General features: G+C 71.0%; 14 protein-coding genes. 2 read left to right on the top strand and 12 right to left on the bottom strand.

Annotated elements, in window-relative coordinates:
- Nucleotides 1-93 precede the first annotated feature (93 nt).
- The gene (locus ACIQWG_RS11435; RefSeq protein WP_404093285.1) at nt 94-1,290 is read left to right on the top strand and encodes a serine hydrolase domain-containing protein; all 1,197 of its coding nucleotides are present in this window, start codon (nt 94-96) and stop codon (nt 1,288-1,290) included.
- Between the two features lie 75 nt (nt 1,291-1,365).
- Here ACIQWG_RS11435 and ACIQWG_RS11430 read toward each other — a convergent pair whose 3' ends face one another.
- Together ACIQWG_RS11430 and pepN are read right to left on the bottom strand one after the other, a co-directional pair.
- Nucleotides 1,366-2,418 (bottom strand): hypothetical protein, encoded by a 1,053-nt coding sequence (locus ACIQWG_RS11430; RefSeq protein WP_404093283.1) that lies wholly within the window; start codon nt 2,416-2,418, stop codon nt 1,366-1,368.
- Between the two features lie 209 nt (nt 2,419-2,627).
- On the bottom strand, nt 2,628-5,222 hold the full coding sequence (gene pepN / locus ACIQWG_RS11425; protein ID WP_404093280.1) for an aminopeptidase N: 2,595 nt from the start codon (nt 5,220-5,222) through the stop codon (nt 2,628-2,630).
- A 146-nt stretch (nt 5,223-5,368) separates the two neighbouring features.
- Between pepN and ACIQWG_RS11420 the strand changes: the two genes are divergently transcribed.
- Nucleotides 5,369-6,007, top strand: a complete 639-nt coding sequence (locus ACIQWG_RS11420; RefSeq protein WP_404093278.1) for a DsbA family protein — start codon at nt 5,369-5,371, stop codon at nt 6,005-6,007.
- 22 nt (nt 6,008-6,029) lie between these two features.
- On the opposite strand, the gene ACIQWG_RS11415 is transcribed toward ACIQWG_RS11420, so the two are convergent.
- The 10 genes from ACIQWG_RS11415 to ACIQWG_RS11370 form a co-directional block, all read right to left on the bottom strand.
- Nucleotides 6,030-6,218, bottom strand: coding sequence for a hypothetical protein (locus tag ACIQWG_RS11415; RefSeq protein WP_404093276.1), 189 nt, complete (start codon nt 6,216-6,218; stop codon nt 6,030-6,032).
- Nucleotides 6,219-6,256: 38 nt separating this feature from the next.
- Nucleotides 6,257-7,321, bottom strand: a complete 1,065-nt coding sequence (locus tag ACIQWG_RS11410; RefSeq protein ID WP_404093273.1) for a glycerophosphodiester phosphodiesterase family protein — start codon at nt 7,319-7,321, stop codon at nt 6,257-6,259.
- Between the two features lie 26 nt (nt 7,322-7,347).
- Nucleotides 7,348-8,775, bottom strand: a complete 1,428-nt coding sequence (locus ACIQWG_RS11405) for an FGGY family carbohydrate kinase (RefSeq protein WP_404093271.1) — start codon at nt 8,773-8,775, stop codon at nt 7,348-7,350.
- Nucleotides 8,776-8,844: 69 nt separating this feature from the next.
- Complete coding sequence (locus ACIQWG_RS11400; protein ID WP_404093268.1) at nt 8,845-9,873, bottom strand: 2-hydroxyacid dehydrogenase; 1,029 nt, start codon at nt 9,871-9,873, stop codon at nt 8,845-8,847.
- Complete coding sequence (locus ACIQWG_RS11395) at nt 9,870-10,955, bottom strand: ABC transporter ATP-binding protein (RefSeq protein ID WP_404093265.1); 1,086 nt, start codon at nt 10,953-10,955, stop codon at nt 9,870-9,872. The genes ACIQWG_RS11400 and ACIQWG_RS11395 overlap by 4 nt, the downstream gene beginning before the upstream one ends.
- Complete coding sequence (locus ACIQWG_RS11390; RefSeq protein WP_404093263.1) at nt 10,933-11,760, bottom strand: DeoR/GlpR family DNA-binding transcription regulator; 828 nt, start codon at nt 11,758-11,760, stop codon at nt 10,933-10,935. The genes ACIQWG_RS11395 and ACIQWG_RS11390 overlap by 23 nt, the downstream gene beginning before the upstream one ends.
- Entirely contained in the window at nt 11,757-12,842 is a 1,086-nt protein-coding gene (locus tag ACIQWG_RS11385; RefSeq protein WP_404093262.1) for an ABC transporter ATP-binding protein, read from the bottom strand. The genes ACIQWG_RS11390 and ACIQWG_RS11385 overlap by 4 nt, the downstream gene beginning before the upstream one ends.
- Entirely contained in the window at nt 12,839-13,669 is an 831-nt protein-coding gene (locus tag ACIQWG_RS11380) for a carbohydrate ABC transporter permease (RefSeq protein ID WP_404093260.1), read from the bottom strand. Before ACIQWG_RS11380 ends, ACIQWG_RS11385 begins: the two co-directional genes overlap by 4 nt.
- Nucleotides 13,666-14,547, bottom strand: coding sequence for a carbohydrate ABC transporter permease (locus tag ACIQWG_RS11375; RefSeq protein WP_404093257.1), 882 nt, complete (start codon nt 14,545-14,547; stop codon nt 13,666-13,668). Before ACIQWG_RS11375 ends, ACIQWG_RS11380 begins: the two co-directional genes overlap by 4 nt.
- Nucleotides 14,548-14,551: 4 nt before the next feature.
- Nucleotides 14,552-15,973 (bottom strand): ABC transporter substrate-binding protein, encoded by a 1,422-nt coding sequence (locus ACIQWG_RS11370; protein ID WP_404093255.1) that lies wholly within the window; start codon nt 15,971-15,973, stop codon nt 14,552-14,554.
- Nucleotides 15,974-15,981 lie beyond the last annotated feature (8 nt).

Genomic DNA, 15,981 nt, shown 5'->3' with positions numbered 1-15,981 from the left:
TCAACCGCCCGGTCGGGATCAACCCTTCGCAGGCGGCGCCCGGTCTCTCCCCGCGACCACGCTCGACGAGAGCGCGCAGACAGGGGGAGAGACATGAGCGTACGTACGACCCGCACGGCCCTCGTGGCCACGACGGCGGTGGCGCTGTCGGTGGCCCTCGCGGCCCCCGCGCTGGCGGCGGCGCCCGCCGCGGCCGGCCACGAGGAGACCCGCGAGGCCATCGAGGCCGCCGTCGCGTCGGGCGTTCCCGGGGTGACGGCGACGGTGAAGGACGGCCACCGCACCTGGTCGGCCACCGCCGGTGTCGGCAACCTCAGGACGGGCAAGCCGCGTTCGGCGGACGACCGCTACCGGGTGGGCAGCATCACCAAGACCTTCGTCGCCACCGTGCTGCTCCAGCTGGAGGCGGAGGGCAGGCTGTCGCTGGACGACACCGTGGAGAAGTGGCTGCCCGGCCTGGTGCGGGGCAACGGCCACGACGGCGGCCGGATCACCCTGCGCCGGCTCCTGAACCACACCAGCGGCATCTACAACTACACGGCCGACGAGGACTTCGGGCGGACGTACTTCCTGAAGGACGGCTTCTTCGAGCACCGCTACGACACCAAGAGGCCGGCGGACCTTGTCGCCCTCGCCATGACCCACAAGCCGGACTTCGAGCCGGGCACGTCGTGGAACTACTCCAACACCAACTACGTCGTGGCCGGCATGGTGATCGAGAAGGTCACCGGCCGTCCGTACGGCGCCGAGGTCCGCGACCGGATCATCAAGCCCCTGCACCTGACCGCCACGTCCGTCCCGGGCACCCGCGCCACGGTGCCCGGCCCCAGCAGCCGTGCCTACTCCAAGCTGGCCGAGACGGCGACGGGCCCGACGTACGACGTCACCGAGCTCAACCCGTCGCTCGCCTACGCGGCCGGCGAGATGATCTCCGACTCGGCCGACCTCAACCGCTTCTACACGGCCCTGCTGCGCGGCAGGCTCCTCCCGCGCGAGCAGCTGAACGAGATGACCGACGTCGTCCCGCTCGGCGAGGACCAGGGCTACGGCCTCGGCCTGACCTCGGCCAAGCTGAGCTGTGACGTCACCCTCTGGGGCCACGACGGCGGTATCCACGGCTCCGAGTCCGTGGCGCTCACGACCAGGGACGGCCGCCGTTCCCTCGCCTTCAACTTCAACGGCGACTGGGCCGGTGACGCGAGGGCGGTGATCGAGGCCGAGTTCTGCGGCAAGGCCGACGAGAAGCCGACCGGGCGCTCGGCGACCCACCGCCCGGACCAAGGCTGGTGACACGAGGAGGGGCCGCCGGGTGCCAGGCCCCGGCGGCCCCTCCTCTCCCCTCCTGATGCCGCCCCCGGTCCGTCACTACCGGGGCAGCACCACGACATACGCGGCCGGATCGCGGTCCGCCGCCGCCATCAGGGCGGTACGGACCACCGCGGCCTGCTGCTCCAGTGCGTCCCGGAGCTTCTTCGGCGTGACGTACACGACCGTGATGCCCAGCCGCTCCAGGTGCTCGCGCTTGCGGGCGTACTCGGACCACAGGGCGTCGTCGTCCTGCCGGTCGCCCTGGCGGGGGGCACGGGTGTCGAGCTCCACCGCCACCGCCTGCTCCGGCCAGTACGCGTCCAGGCCGCCGAGGTGCGGTCCGCCCGGCAGACGCAGGTCCACGTTCCACACCGGGTCGGGCAGACCGTACTCGTGGACCATCGCGTACAGCCGGTCCTCGGCGATCGCGCGGCCCTCGGCGAGCAGGGAGTCCACCGCGTCCACCACATGCGGCCGGCTGAGCAGCTTCGCCTGGTTCAACTCCCGTACCACCGAGGCCGGTTCGCAGTGGCCGCCGCGCACGGCCTCGGTCAGCAGCCGGCGTACGGCGCCCGCGTCCGTGAGCTCGGCGACCGCGTCGGCCAGGGCCCGCGGGACGGGGGCCACCGGCAGGCCGGTGACCTGCTGGGGCGTGGGCAGCGCGGCGGTGCGCAGGATGCGGGCGCAGCCGATGGAGCGCAGCCGGCGCATCCGCGGGACCAGGACGTCGATGGCGTCCAGGGCGGTGAGCGGCGGCGTGGCGGAGAAGCCGTGCAGGGTCAGTGCCGCGAGGCCGGTGATCATCGCCTCGGCGTAGACCGGGGCGGCGTGCTGCTCGCCCGTGTTCGGCTGGGCCGGCACCCCGGAGGTGCGCTCGCGTGCCGCGTACATGAGCACCGCGTGCAGGCGCTCCTCGCTGGTCGGCGGGCCGGGGTGGAGCAGGAAGACGCCGGGGAGGATCTGCTGCCAGGGGCCGCCGGGGCGGCACTGCTCGCCCATCTCGGCGGGTGCGACGCCGTGCGACTTCAGCTGGGCGATCGTCATGACGCGGCGGCGGACTTCGGAGAGGTGACGCAGGGGGCGGGGGGACAGCGGGGTGTTGTGGTTCATGACCCGGAGGCTTCCGTGCCCGGTCCGGCTCCTAACCGCTGTTACACGCCCGTCGACAAATGCGGACAACATGGCACTAAAGGACGGGTGTTCGGTTGCCGAGTAGGCACCGAAAACCCCTGGTCCGATCGGGTGGGACCAGGGGTTACGGCTGCTATTGCCTGAATTCCGTAACGGTCACGCAGGGCCTAGACCGTTGGCCAAAGGTATTAGTCGGTTGACGCCATCGCGTCACACTTCTGGCCCCGCAGCCCGCGCGCCAGATCGTCCCGCGCCTCCAGCACCAGCCGCCGCAGCGCCGGAGCCGCGTCCTCGTGCGCCGCGAGCCACGCGTCCGTCGCGTCCAGCGTGGCCTGCGACTGCTGAAGCCCCGGGAACAGCCCGCGCACCACGTCCATGCCGATCTGGATGGACCGCTCGGCCCACACCCGCTCGATGGCCGCGAAGTACCGGTCGGCGTACGGCGCGAGCAGCTCCCGCTGCGAGGGCTGGCCCCAGCCCGCGATCGTCGCCTCGACCAGCGCGTTCGACAACGCGTCCGACTCCACCACCTGCGCCCACGCCTGCGCCTTCACCGCCTCCGACGGCCGTGCGGCCAGACAGCGGACCTGGTGGCGCCTGCCGGACGCGGTGTCGTCACGGGCCAGTTCGGCCGCCAGCACCGACTCGTCGGCCGCCCCGTGCGCGGCCAGCGGCTCCAGGAACGCCCAGCGCAGCTCCTGGTCCACGTCGAGACCGGCGATCTTCTCCGTGCCGTCCAGCAGACCGCGCAGCAGCTCGAAGTCCCGCTCCTCGGACGCCGACGACGCGAAGAACCGCGCCCACGCCAGCTGCTGCTCGCTGCCCGGCTCGGCGGCCCGCAGCTCCCGCAGCGCACCCTCGGCCACCAGCAGCCGGCCCTGCGACCGCCACTCGGGCGCCGCGTAGTGCACCAGGGACGAGTTCGCCCACGCGTGCAGCATCTGGAGCACACCGATGTCGGACTCGCGCCCCGCGAACCGCAGCACCAGGTCCACGAAGTCCCGCGCCGGCAGCAGCGCGTCCCGCGTCATGTTCCACAGCGCCGACCAGCACAGGGCGCGCGCCAGCGGGTCGGTCATGTCGCCGAGCGCGGCCCGCAGCGTCGCCAGCGACGTCTCGTCGAAACGGGTCTTGCAGAACGTCAGGTCGTCGTCGTTGACCAGCACCAGCTCCGGCGCCTCGGCACCCGCGAGCTCCGTGACGACCGTGCGCGGCCCGTCGACGTCCACCTCGGCCCGCGCATACCGCTCCAGGGCACCGTCCTCGCCCCGCCGGTACAGACCCACGCCGATCCGGTGCGGCCGCAGCTCCGGGTGCGACTCGGCGGCCTCCTGGAGCACCGCCAGCTCGCTCACCCTGCCCTCCGCGTCCAGCAGCACCTGCGGGGTCAGCGAGTTCACGCCCGCCGTCTGGAGCCAGGACCGCGACCAGGCGGCCATGTCCCGGCCGCTGGTCTCCTCCAGCACCGACAGCAGATCGCCCAGGCGTGTGTTGCCGTACGCGTGCCGCTTGAAGTAGCGCCGTGCGCCCTCCAGGAACGCGTCCTCACCGACGTACGCCACCAGCTGCTTCAGCACGGAGGCGCCCTTGGCGTAGGTGATGCCGTCGAAGTTGAGCTTGGCGTCCTGGAGGTCGCGGATGTCCGCCGTGATCGGGTGGGTGGAGGGCAGCTGGTCGGCCCGGTACGCCCACGCCTTGCGGCGGTTGGCGAAGGTGATCCAGGCGTCCTTGAAGCGGGTCGCGCCGACGTTCGCGAACGTGCCCATGAAGTCCGCGAAGGACTCCTTCAGCCACAGGTCGTCCCACCACACCATGGTGACCAGGTCACCGAACCACATGTGCGCCATCTCGTGCAGGACGACGTTCGCCCGGCCCTCGTACGACGCCCGCGTCACCTTGCCCCGGAAGACGAACTCCTCCCGGAAGGTCACCATCCCCGGGTTCTCCATCGCGCCCAGGTTGTACTCCGGCACGAACGCCTGGTCGTACTTCCCGAAGGGGTACGGGTAGTCGAAGTGGTCGTGGAAGAAGTCCAGGCCCTGCTTGGTCACGAGGAAGATGTCGTCGGCGTCGAAGTAGGGCGCGAGACCCTTGCGGCACATGGCGCCGAGCGGGATCCGCAGCGTCGTGCCGTCGGCGAACGTGCGCTCGTAGGAGTCCGTGACGTAGTGGTACGGGCCCGCCACGACACAGGTGATGTACGTCGAGATCGGCTTCGTCTCCGCGAACCGCCAGGTGCCGTCCGCGAGTTCACCGGCCCCGTTGCTCCACACCGTCCACCCCTCGGGCGCCCGCACCTCGAAGCGGAACGGCGCCTTGAGGTCCGGCTGCTCGAAGTTCGCGAAGACCCGGCGGGAGTCGGCCGGCTCGTACTGCGTGTAGAGGTAGACCTCGCCGTCCTCGGGGTCGACGAAGCGGTGCAGGCCCTCGCCCGTGCGGGAGTACGCGCACTGGGCGTCCACCACGAGCTCGTTGTCCGCGGCCAGGTCCTCCAGGGTGATCCGCGAGCCGTCGAAGACCTCGCTCGGATCCAGGTCCCTGCCGTTGAGGGAGACGGCCGTCACGCTCGGCGCGATCAGGTCGGCGAAGCTGCTCGCGCCGGGCTCGGCGCACCGGAAGCGGATCGTGGTGACCGAGCGGAAGGTGCGCGGCGCCCCCTCCACCCGCTCCCCGTCCCCGTCCCCGAGGGCGGAACGTACGTCGAGGGACACGTCGTACCCGTCGACGGACAGCAGGGCGGCCCGCTCCCGGGCCTCGTCGCGGGACAGATTCTCACCGGGCACGGGTGGTACTCCCTGGGTGGTGTTCAGTATGCGGACGGCCCGATCCTGCCATGCGCCCCTGCCGCGCGGCACCGGGGAATGGCCGGGCGAGCAGCGGTGTTCCCCCAGAGGTTCAGCTGAGACCTGCTTGCCTCATGAGGAGAGACATGTCGGACAAGACCCCCGTCGACTTCTGGTTCGACCCGCTGTGCCCGTGGGCCTGGATGACCTCGCGCTGGGTGCTGGAGGTGGAGAAGGTCCGTGACATCGAGGTGCGCTGGCACCTGATGAGCCTCGCCGTCCTCAACGAGGACAAGCTCGACGAGCTGCCCGAGCAGTACCGCGAATTCCTGGAGTCCAAGGCGTGGGGCCCGGTCCGGGTCGTCATCGCGGCGCAGGAGGAGCACGGCACCGAGGTCCTCGCCGACCTCTACACCGCGCTCGGCACGCGCATCCACAACCAGGAGGAGGGCCCCGGCAAGGAGACCGTCGCCGCCGCCCTGAAGGACGTCGGTCTGCCCGAGTCCCTCCTGGAGCACTGGGACGACACCCCCTACGAGCCCCAGCTGCGCGCCTCCCACAAGGAGGGCATCGACAAGGTCGGCCAGGAGGTCGGCACCCCGGTCATCGCCGTCCCCGGCGCCGACGGCGGTCAGATCGCCTTCTTCGGCCCGGTCGTCACCCCGGCCCCCAAGGGCGAGGACGCCGCGAAGCTGTGGGACGGCACCCTCGCCGTGGCCTCCGTGCCGGGCTTCTACGAGATCAAGCGGACGCGCACCAAGGGCCCGGACTTCAGCAACCTGTAAGCCTCACCGCACCCCGCAGGGGTCACGTCGGCTCGGTGACGGCGGCCTGGATCTTCATCTCCTCCGGGAGCAGGCCGCCGTCGCTCTGCCGGTGCCAGGGCTGGTACCAACGGCAGCCCTCGGCCGTGCAGCGCCACAGATCGGCGGTGTAGGGGTGCTTCGCCTTGACCGCCGCGGTCTCCTTGGCGTCCAGCTTCCGGAACACCTGCATGCTGCGACACGTTCGGCAGTGCTTGTCCTGGAAAAACATCAGCCCCTCCTAGCCATCACCGCCAGATCCGGGAAGTCGGTCACGACAGCGTCGACCCCCGTCTCGTAGTACAGCGCGTACTCCGCGAACGCGTCCCCGAAATCGTTCGCTCCGCTACCGCGCCGCAGTTCCGCCGGCAGGAACTGGTTCTCCGCCCGGAAGGTGTACGGCCCCACCCGCAGCCCCGCCGCGTGCGCGTCCGCGACGAGGGAGGTGCCGAGCACCGACGACTTGTCCGGCCCGATCCACTCCGCGTAACCGGCGATCCGCGCCAGCCCCGCCGGGGTCATCATGTCCCGGTACGTCGTCGGATCACCGGCCGAGACCAGGTCGTACGGCCCGCCCGTGGTTCCCAGCGCCTGCCACAGCGGCACCCCCAGCCGCTCGGCCGCGATCCGCTTCAGACTCGTCGGCTCGAAGGACTGCACCACGCACTCGCGCCGGCCCAGCCGGTTCCGCCGGATCACCCGTGCCAGCTCCGGCTCCAGGGGCAGGCCGACGGAGCGGAAGTACGTCGGGTGCTTGGTCTCCGGGAACACCGCGATCGTCCGGCCGTGCGCCTTCGACAGCCGGCGCGCCAGGTCGACGACCTCCTGGAAGGTCAGGACCCGCTCGCGGCCGTCGAACACCGTGTTGCGGTTGCGGACCAGCGGCAGCCGCTCCACCGCCCGCAGCGTCCTCAGCTCCGCCAGCGTGAAGTCCTCCGTGAACCAGCCGGTCACCGCCCGTCCGTCCACCGTCTTCGTCGTACGCCGGTCCGCGAACTCGGGGTGCGCCGCCACATCCGTCGTCTGCGAGATCTCGTTCTCGTGCCGGACCACCAGGACGTGGTCCTTCGTCGGTACGAGATCCGGTTCGATCCAGTCGGCGCCGGTCTGCACGGCGTGGGTGTAGGAGGCCGCCGTGTGCTCGGGACGCCAGCCGGCCGCGCCACGATGCCCGATCACGAGCGGCCGCGGCCAAGGCCCGGCCCCGGCGGCGGCCGACACGGGTACGCCCGCGGCCACCGTGGTGCCGGCGGCGGCGAGCAGCAGGGATCTACGTCTCGGGTGCGTCGGATGCATACGACTCCCTTTCCTGGTGGGGCGCTTCAGCTGTGCCGTGCCCGGCGGCGTGCCTCGGTCAGGTGGGCGAGGTGGTCCTCGTAGCCGCGTGTGTAGTACGCCGCCCGCGCCGCATCCGGCTCGACCATCGCCGTCGGCCGTGTCCACGCCTCGGCGTCCAGCGCCGCCCCGTACCGCTCGGCCGCCGCCAGCACCGCGCCCCGCGCGCCCACCTCGCCCTCGACGACCCGGAGCGGCCGGCCCAGGACGTCCGCGAGCAGGCGCATCCAGGCCGGACTGCGGGTGCCGCCGCCGCACACGGCCAGCGTGCCGGTGAGCCCGGCCGCTTCCAGACAGTGCCGGGCGGCGTAGCCGATGCCCTCGCAGGTCGCCCGGACCAGGTCGGCGGGGGTCGACTCCAGGCAGACACCGGTCAGTTCGGCGCGCAGACGGGGCTCGACGAAGGGCGCGCGCTCGCCCGAGGGCGCGAAGTACGGCAGCACCCGCACTCCGTGCGCCCCCGGCGGGGTCTCGGCGAGCAGCCCGTCGACCTCGTCGTGCCGGATGCCTGTCGTCGACAGCACCCAGTCCAGCGCGGCCGTACCGACCATCGCCGGCATCGCGCGCAGCCAGTGGCCCGGACGGTCGGTGCTGATGTACAGGCCGGCCGGTTCGCCGGTCAGGTCCAGGTCGGTGGTCGCGACCAGGGCGGCCAGGCAGGTGCCGACGATGAGCAGACCGTCTCCCGGGGAGGTCACCCCAGCGCCCAGGGCACAGGCCGGCAGGTCGTACGGTCCGTTCGCGATCCGCGTCCCGGCCGGGAGGCCTTCCCCGCGGGCCCGTGCGGTCGCGACCGGGTCGCTGACCGGAGCGAGGAGTCCGCGCCGATGCGTGAGGCCGAGCAGTTCCACGACCCGGTTGTCGTACGTTCGCGTACGCGGGTCGAGGAAGGGCATCGAGGCGTCCGACACATCCGTCGTCGGTGCCGCCCCCGTCAGCCGCTGGAACACCATGTCCTTGCAGTACAGGGCGGCCCTGGCGGCATCCAGCGCCTTCGGCTCATGGCTGTCCAGCCACGCCAGCAACGGCCCTGGACTCCCCGGGAACATCGCGCCCCCCGTCCGCCGGAACACCGTCTCGAACGTGCCGTCGGCCAGCCACCGGTCGACCAGCTGATCGGCCCGCCCGTCCATCCAGGAGGCCGCGGGCCGCACGGGTCGCCCCTCCGCGTCGACCAGCCACACCCCGTCGCCCTGCCCCGTGAGGCCGGCCAGCTCGACCGGCTCGGGGGCACGTTCGGTGACCTCGCGCAGTACGGCCACGACCGCCCCGTACACCTCCTCCATGTCCTGCTCGACCTGGCCTCCGTGCAGGGCGAGGGGCACGGGGCGGGAGGCGACGGCCAGTTCACGGCCCTCGGCGTCGAACGCGGCGGCTTTCACCGCGGAGGTGCCTACATCGATACCGACGTACATTCCCACTCACCTTTTCGGCTCGGTCGGCTTGTGCGGTGCCTTCTGGGCTCTCGCCCGGCACGGGCGGTCTCAGGTCAGGGCGTGGGCCAGGGGCTCACCCCGTGCCCAGCGGCCCACCTCCTCGGCGGCGATCCGAGCCGCCTTCTCCGCCACCGCGCGGGACGCCCCGCCCAGATGCGGGGTGAGGACGACTCGGTCGGCCTGCCCCAGCAGCCGGGACTTTGCCGGCAGCGGTTCCTGTACGAAGGTGTCGAGGGCCGCCGCCGAGACGTGGCCGGTCTCCAGCGCGTCGCACAGCGCCTCCTCGTTCAGCAGCGGGCCCCGCGCCACGTTGACCACCACCGACCCCCGTGGCAGCAGGGCGAGTTCGCGGGCGCCGATCAGACCCCGGGTCTCGGGAGTGAGGCGGGCGTGCAGGGTGATCACCCGGGACCGGCGGAGCAGGTCGTCGAGGGAGCTGACCCGCAGGCCGTGGATCTCGCCCTGGACGTACGGATCGTGGACCATGACCCGCGCCCCGAAGGCGCACAGCACCCGGGCGACCCTGCTGCCCACCGCCCCATAGCCGACCAGGCCCACCGGCAGGTCCTCCAGCTCCATGCCGCTGTGCTCGTAGGTGTAGTAGGTGGCCCCCTCCCAACTGCCCTGCCGGGCCAGGAGGTCATGGGCCTGGGGGATCCGGCGCAGTGCGGCCAGCAGGAGGCCCACGGTGAACTCGGCCGTGGCGGCGGCGTTGCGGCCGGGCGCGAAGCACACCCGGACGTCGTGCCGCTCGGCCGCGTCCAGGTTGACGTTCACCGGGCCGCCCCGGCAGACGACGACCAGCCGCAGATCCGGGCAGGCGGCGAGGACGCGTTCGGTCACCGGGCCCATCTGGGTGACCAGCACCGGCGCGCCCGCGAGCGCTTCGATCAGCTCGTCCTCGGCGTCGCTCGCCTCCGTCACCTCGGCCACCGGGCCGAAGGGCTCCAGCGGCCAGCCGAGCCGCAATTCGTGCACCTCGCAGGTGAGTTCACGGTCGAGTGCCTCGCGGATGAGCGACGGCAGGATGAAGTGGTCGCCGGCGGCCACCACGCGCACACGGTTCCCGTTGGTCATCGCAGCGAGTCTCCTGTCTCGGCGTCGAAGACATGGGTGAGGTCGGGGTCGGCGGTGACGTGGACGCGGTCGTCGTGGGCGAGGCGGATCTCGGGGGCGGTGAGGACGACCAGGGGGCGTTCCACGCCGTCCAGGGCGAGGGTCGCGATGCCCGACTCCAGGAGCGGCTCGTGGGCGACGACGCGGGCGGGCAGGCCGCCGTCGTCCGCGCCGGTCAGGGTCAGGTCCTCCGGGCGGATGCCGACGACCACCTCGCGGCCCGCCGGCACCGGCACCGGCAGCGCGATCCGCACGGTGTCGGAGAGACGTGCGTGGGCGTCGTCTGTCGCCACGCCGGGGAACAGGTTGACGGCCGGTTCGCCGACGAAGTCCGCCACGAAGACATTGGCGGGGCTGTCGTAGATCTCGTACGGGGTGCCGAGCTGCTGGATGACGCCGTCCTTCATCACGGCGATCCGGTCGGCCAGCGACAGGGCCTCCTCCTGGTCATGGGTGACCAGGATGGTCGTGTGGCCCAGGTCGCGCTGGATGCGCTTGAGTTCGCGGCGGGTCGTGTCGCGCTGGGCGGCGTCGAGGTGGGAGAGGGGCTCGTCGAGGAGGAGGACGTCCGGTTCACGGATCAGGGCCCGGGCCAGGGAGACGCGTTGCTTCTGGCCGCTGGACAGGCCGGCGGGGTGGGCTTCGAGGATGGCGGTGAGGTCGACGCGTTCGGCGATCTCCCTGACCTTGCGGTCGACGTCGGCGCGGTCGGCCCGTCTGCGTGCCCTCAGGCCGAACGCCAGGTTCTGCGCCACCGTCAGCGGTGGGTAGAGGGCGTAGTTCTCGAACGCGACCCCGATGTTGCGCTGCTGGGCCGGTCGCGCGGTCACGGACGCCCCGCCGACCAGGATGTCCCCGCCGGTCACCGTCTCCAGCCCGGCGATCATGCGCAGGGTGGTGGACTTGCCGCAGCCGGAGGGGCCCAGAAGACCGAGCAGTTCCCCGGAACGCAGGGCGAGGTCGATGCCCCGTACGGCGTCCACCGGAGGGCGGCCGCGCGCACGGTAGGTCTTGCGCAGATCACGTAGCTCCAGCTCGGTCATCGCTGCCCTTCGTCGCGCATACCTCGTAACGGACCTTGTGCTCGTCCAGGTCCCGCAGCGCCTCCGCCGACGCTCCGTCGTCCACGAGGAGCAGGTCGAAGCGGGAGAGGGGGACCACCCGGTGCAGGGCGACGCGGGCGAGCTTGGTGTGGTCGATCAGCAGGATGTTGCGGGCGGCCGCGTCCAGCATGGCCCGCTTCACCGACACGATGTGCTGCTCCTGGTGGTAGGCGTAACCGCCGCGCACGGCCGACGTGGACGCGAAGCAGACGTCCACGCGCAGCTGCTCGATCGCCTCGACGCAGGAGACGCCGAGGAAGGACGAGTGCAGCGGGTCGTAGTCGCCCCCGAGGGCCATGAGGTGGATGCCGCGCTGGTCGGCCAGGAGGTTGATGGCCTCCAGGAAGTTGGTGACGACCGTGAGCGGGGTGACCTCGCCGAGCCGCAGTCCGCGGGCTATCTCCAGGGTGGTGGTGGAGTCGTCCAGCATGATCGCCATGCCGGGCTCGATCAGCTTCAGCGCGCGGTCGGCCACGGCGGCCTTCTGGGCCCGCATGGTCTTCAGGCGGTACTGGACGTTGGACTCGAAGACCCCGGACGGCTGCGCGGTCACCCCGCCCCTCGACTTCCGTACGATTCCCTGCCGTTCGAGTTCGTCCAGGTCCCGGTGGATCGTCATCAGGCTCACGCCGAACCGCTCGGCCAGCTCGGCCGCCGTGGCCGAACCGTCGGCGAGGACCTGCTCGGCCATGGCGGCCTGGCGGGCCGCGGGGCCCTGCTGACCGCTGCTGTGGTTGCTGCTCATCGGGTCTCGATCCGTCGTCCTGGACGCTCCGGCCGGTCGGCCTCGAACAGGAGCAGGTTCTCAGGCCGGACCGCCAGGCGGACCGGATCGTCGGGTCGAATACCGGCCGCGTCGCCGCGCGGGGCGACCAGGGACACGTGCTGCTCGCCGAGCAGGACGGTGACCTCCACGGACCGGCCGAGCACCTCGGTGACGTAGACGGTGCCGGTGAGCTCGTGTCCCCGGCCGTTCAGCTCGATGTCCCGTGGACGGACGCCGACCAGCACCTCGGTGCCGGGGGCGGCGTCGGCCCGCATCGGCAGCGCGACCTTGCCGTCCGCCGAGCGGAAGCTCCCGTCGGGCGCGAGGGCTCCCGGCAGCAGGTTGATGCGGGGGCGCCCGAAGGCCCGCGCGACCTCGGTGTCGTAGGGCCGGTACCAGATCTCCTCCCGCGTCCCCGTCTGCACGATCCGCCCGTCCCGGATCACCCCGATCCGGTCGCCCAGCGCCAGCGCCTCGACGGAGTCATGGGTGACATAGAGGGTCGTGGTGCGCCGGACGGCCCCGATCGCCTTCAGTTCGGCCCGCATCTGCTGGCGCAGCTTGGCGTCCAGATGCGACAGGGGCTCGTCGAGGAGGAAGGCGCGGGCCGGGCGGACCAGGACACGGCCGAGGGCGACCCGCTGGCGCTGGCCGTTGGAGAGCCGGCCGACCGGGCGGTCCAACAGGGCCGAGATGCCCAGCAGTTCGGCCACTTCGCCGATCCGTTCCCGGGCCTGCGCGGCGGAGACGCGGTGGCGGGGGGAGCGCAGCGGCGAGGCCAGGTTGTCGTAGGCCGACTTGTGCGGGTAGAGGGCGTAGCTCTCGAAGCACATCGCCACGCCCCGGTCGTACGGCTCGACCCCCGCCATGTCCCTGCCGTCGAGCTCGACCGTGCCGGCGTCGGGGAGCTCCAGCCCGGCGACGGTCTTCAGGGTCGTGGTCTTGCCGGCGCCGGACGGGCCGAGCAGACAGAAGAACTCGCCCTCCCGTACGTCGAGTTCGAGCCCGTCGAGTGCGGTGACCCTGCCGTACGCCTTGCGGATGTCCCGGAGGCGGATCATGACTTCACCGCCCCGAACGACAGCCCCCGCACCAGATACCGCTGGATGGTGAGGGCCAGCAGCAGCGGCGGTACGACGGAGACGAGCGCGGCGGCGGCCGTGAGGTTGTACTTGGGGCGGTCCCCGCCGAGGAAGGACAGGGCGCCGACGGTCACGGTCTGGGCCTCGTTGGAGGTCAGGATGAGCGGGAAGACGAAGTTGTTCCAGGCGAAGATGAACGCGAGCAGGGACACGGCCGCGACCCCCGGCTTGACCAGCGGGAGGGCCACCTTCAGAAACGCCTGCTTGCGGGTGTAGCCGTCCAGCAGCGCCGCCTGCTCCAGCTCGGGGGTGAGATCGGCGAAGTACGACCGCATGATCCACACGATCAGCGGCAGGGTGACGAGCTGGAGCACCCAGACCATGCCGACGTACGTGTCGAAGAGCCCGAGCTTCTGGTACAGCACGAACAGCGGGATGATCACGGTGAGTTCGGGCGCGAACCGGAACGACAGCAGCGTGAACATCAGGTTCTCGGAGCCCTTGAACCGCCAGCGCGCCGAGGCGTACGCGGCCGGCAGCCCCACCAGGAGCGACAGCACGACCGCGCCGACCGACACCACCAGGCTGTTCACGAAGAACCGCACGAACGGGATGCCCTCGCTGTCGCCGAGGACCGTGCGGTAGCCGTCGAGGGTGGGGGAGAAGGAGAAGTAGGTGGAGAAGAGCTGGTTCGTCGGCTTGAGGGACAGGATCACCATCCAGGCGATCGGGAACAGCGCGAAGACGAAGTAGAGAACGAGGGCGGCGTCCGCGAGCCACCCCAACAGCCTTTTCCGCACGGTCATTTCACCTCGGCCGCCTTCCGCTGGATCTTCCCCAGGCGCTTCACCAGCACCATCGCGGCGAGATACACGACGGCCCAGAGCACGATCGTGTAGCTGATGCCGAACGAGTACCGCTGGAAGCGGATCGCCTCCAGATAGGCGCGGATCTGTAGGACGACGGTCGAGTCGCCCGGCCCGCCCTCCGTCAGGGCGTAGATGATGTCGAACACCTTCAGCGAGTCCATGAACCGGAAGATCACCGCGACCAGGACGTACGGCCACAGCATCGGCAGCGTCAGCCGCCGGAAGGTGTACCACCAGCCCGCCCCGTCCACGGCCGCCGCCTCGAAGGGGGAGGTGGGCAGCGACCGCAGACCGGCCAGGGCGAGGATCGCCACGAACGGGGTGTAGACCCAGACGTCCACCGCGATCGACGACAGCAGCGCGCCGGTCGGGGTGTCCGTCCACTGCACCCCGCCCAGCCCGAAGGGTCTCAGCAGATAGTTGATCACCCCCACCGACGGCTGGAGCATCAGCTTCCAGATGATCGCGGCGATCACCGGCGCGATCATCAGCGGCAGGATGAGGATCTTCTCCAGCACCCGTCCGACGATCGTCGACCGGTGCAGCAGCAGGGCCACGGCGACCCCGAGGACCGTCTCGACGGCGGCCGCCCCCACGGCGTACAGCACCGTCACCCACGCCGAGTTCCAGAACGCCTCCTGGGTGAAGACGGTCTCGTAGTTCTCGAACCGCACCATGTCCGGCTGCGGTTTGCTCGCCGAGAAGTCGAACAGCGTGTAGTACAGGCCGAGCCCGAACGGGTAGAGGATCCCGCAGGTCAGCAGCAGGGCGGGCACGATCAGGACGTACGGGCGCAGGGTGAGCCGCCATCCCATCGCGCTAGCCCACCTTGTCGGCGAGGTCGCCCGCGAGCCCGTCGAGGACGCCCTCGGCGCCCTGGCCGCCGTAGATCTCCTGGAGGGCGGCGGCCCAGCTGGTGGTCGCGTCGAAGAACTGGGCCTGCGGGGTGAACTGGATCTTCGTCTGGTCGACGACCGTCTCGAAGGTCTCGATGAAGCCGGGCAGGTGCCGCATCTTGTCCTTGTAGGCGGCGTCGTCGGCGATCGACTTGCGCACCGGGTCGATGTGGTTGTGCGTGATCGCGCTCCGGCGCAGGTGCTCCTTGCCGGTCGCCCACTGGAGGAACAGCCAACTGGCGCTCTTCTTCTTGCTCTTGGCGTTCATGCCGAGCGACCAGATCCACATGTTGGTGGCGAGTGACCCGTCCGGCCCCTTGGGTCCGGGGTGGAAGGCGATCTTCCCGGAGGCGGGACTCGCCCCCTCGACGGCCTGGAAGTACGCGGCCGTATCGGCGTCGAACAGCATCCCGGCCTTCTTCGCGCCGAGGTCGCTGGAGCACTGGTACCAGGTGTACGACGTCCAGGACGGCGGCCCGCCCTGCTTGACCATGCCGGCCCAGTCCTCGGTGAAGGCGACGGCCTCCGGGGTGTTCATGGCGGGTGTGAGCTTCCCGCCCTCGACCGTGAAGTCACGCAGACCGTTGCGCGCGTACATCGTCATGAAGCCGGGGTGGATGGTCGCCCAGCTGCGGGATCCCCGTACGGCGATCCCGTACATGCCGTCGAAACCGGCGCCCGGCGCCTTCCGCTTGATGGTGCCGGCGACTTCGCGCAGCTCGTCGAAGGTCTCGGCGGGTTTGAGCCCGAGCCGCTTGAACACGTCCGTGTTGTAGGCGACGACGTTGGTCTCCCAGCCCCACGGCAGCGCGTACTGCCCGCCCTGCCCGAGCGGTGCGCCGGCCTTCAGTGACCACTGGTCGGCCTGGAGCAGGTTCGGAAAGAAGTCGGCCTGGTCCCATTCGGCGCCGGTGGCCGAGGAGTTGCGCATCCAGGGGCCGAGGTCCTCCAGCCAGCCCGGCGGCCCGTACTGCCAGACCATGTACGCGCCCAGCATGAAGACGTCGTACGAGGCGCGTCCGCTGGACAGGTCGACGGTGAGCTTGTCGAAGTAGTTGTCCTCGGGGAAGACGTCGTACTCGACCTCGATGCCGGTCTGCTCGGTGAAGGACTTGAGATCGGCGACCAGGGCGTCCGTGTACGGGTGCTTGTTGAGCAGCGCCTTGACGGTGGTGCCCTGCTCGCGCTTCCAGTCGAAGGAGCCGGTGACGTCGTCGGCCGCCGAGCCGTCGCTCTTGCTGTCGTCGCCGCCGAATCCGGCACCGCAGGCGGACAGGAGCGGAGTGGCGGCCAGGGCGGCGCCCAGCGCAAGGAAGCGTCGGCGGTCGTGCGCGTGCGTGTCCATCCGTGACC

Origin of the sequence: Streptomyces sp. NPDC098781 (genome assembly GCF_044759995.1) — a bacterium.
Taxonomy (GTDB): Bacteria; Actinomycetota; Actinomycetes; order Streptomycetales; family Streptomycetaceae; genus Streptomyces.
This window is presented reverse-complemented; position numbering and strand designations above follow the sequence as displayed.

What these genes read in the sequence shown, in the direction of transcription:
- ACIQWG_RS11430 (WP_404093283.1), bottom strand. Translation starts at nt 2,418, where the DNA reads ATGAACCACAACACCCCGCTGTCCCCCCGCCCCCTGCGTCACCTCTCC.
- ACIQWG_RS11420 (WP_404093278.1), top strand. Translation starts at nt 5,369, where the DNA reads ATGTCGGACAAGACCCCCGTCGACTTCTGGTTCGACCCGCTGTGCCCG.
- ACIQWG_RS11390 (WP_404093263.1), bottom strand. Translation starts at nt 11,760, where the DNA reads ATGAGCAGCAACCACAGCAGCGGTCAGCAGGGCCCCGCGGCCCGCCAG.
- ACIQWG_RS11370 (WP_404093255.1), bottom strand. Translation starts at nt 15,973, where the DNA reads ATGGACACGCACGCGCACGACCGCCGACGCTTCCTTGCGCTGGGCGCC.
- ACIQWG_RS11415 (WP_404093276.1), bottom strand. Translation starts at nt 6,218, where the DNA reads ATGCAGGTGTTCCGGAAGCTGGACGCCAAGGAGACCGCGGCGGTCAAG.
- ACIQWG_RS11400 (WP_404093268.1), bottom strand. Translation starts at nt 9,873, where the DNA reads ATGACCAACGGGAACCGTGTGCGCGTGGTGGCCGCCGGCGACCACTTC.
- ACIQWG_RS11435 (WP_404093285.1), top strand. Translation starts at nt 94, where the DNA reads ATGAGCGTACGTACGACCCGCACGGCCCTCGTGGCCACGACGGCGGTG.
- ACIQWG_RS11405 (WP_404093271.1), bottom strand. Translation starts at nt 8,775, where the DNA reads ATGTACGTCGGTATCGATGTAGGCACCTCCGCGGTGAAAGCCGCCGCG.
- ACIQWG_RS11395 (WP_404093265.1), bottom strand. Translation starts at nt 10,955, where the DNA reads ATGACCGAGCTGGAGCTACGTGATCTGCGCAAGACCTACCGTGCGCGC.
- ACIQWG_RS11380 (WP_404093260.1), bottom strand. Translation starts at nt 13,669, where the DNA reads ATGACCGTGCGGAAAAGGCTGTTGGGGTGGCTCGCGGACGCCGCCCTC.
- ACIQWG_RS11375 (WP_404093257.1), bottom strand. Translation starts at nt 14,547, where the DNA reads ATGGGATGGCGGCTCACCCTGCGCCCGTACGTCCTGATCGTGCCCGCC.
- ACIQWG_RS11385 (WP_404093262.1), bottom strand. Translation starts at nt 12,842, where the DNA reads ATGATCCGCCTCCGGGACATCCGCAAGGCGTACGGCAGGGTCACCGCA.
- ACIQWG_RS11410 (WP_404093273.1), bottom strand. Translation starts at nt 7,321, where the DNA reads ATGCATCCGACGCACCCGAGACGTAGATCCCTGCTGCTCGCCGCCGCC.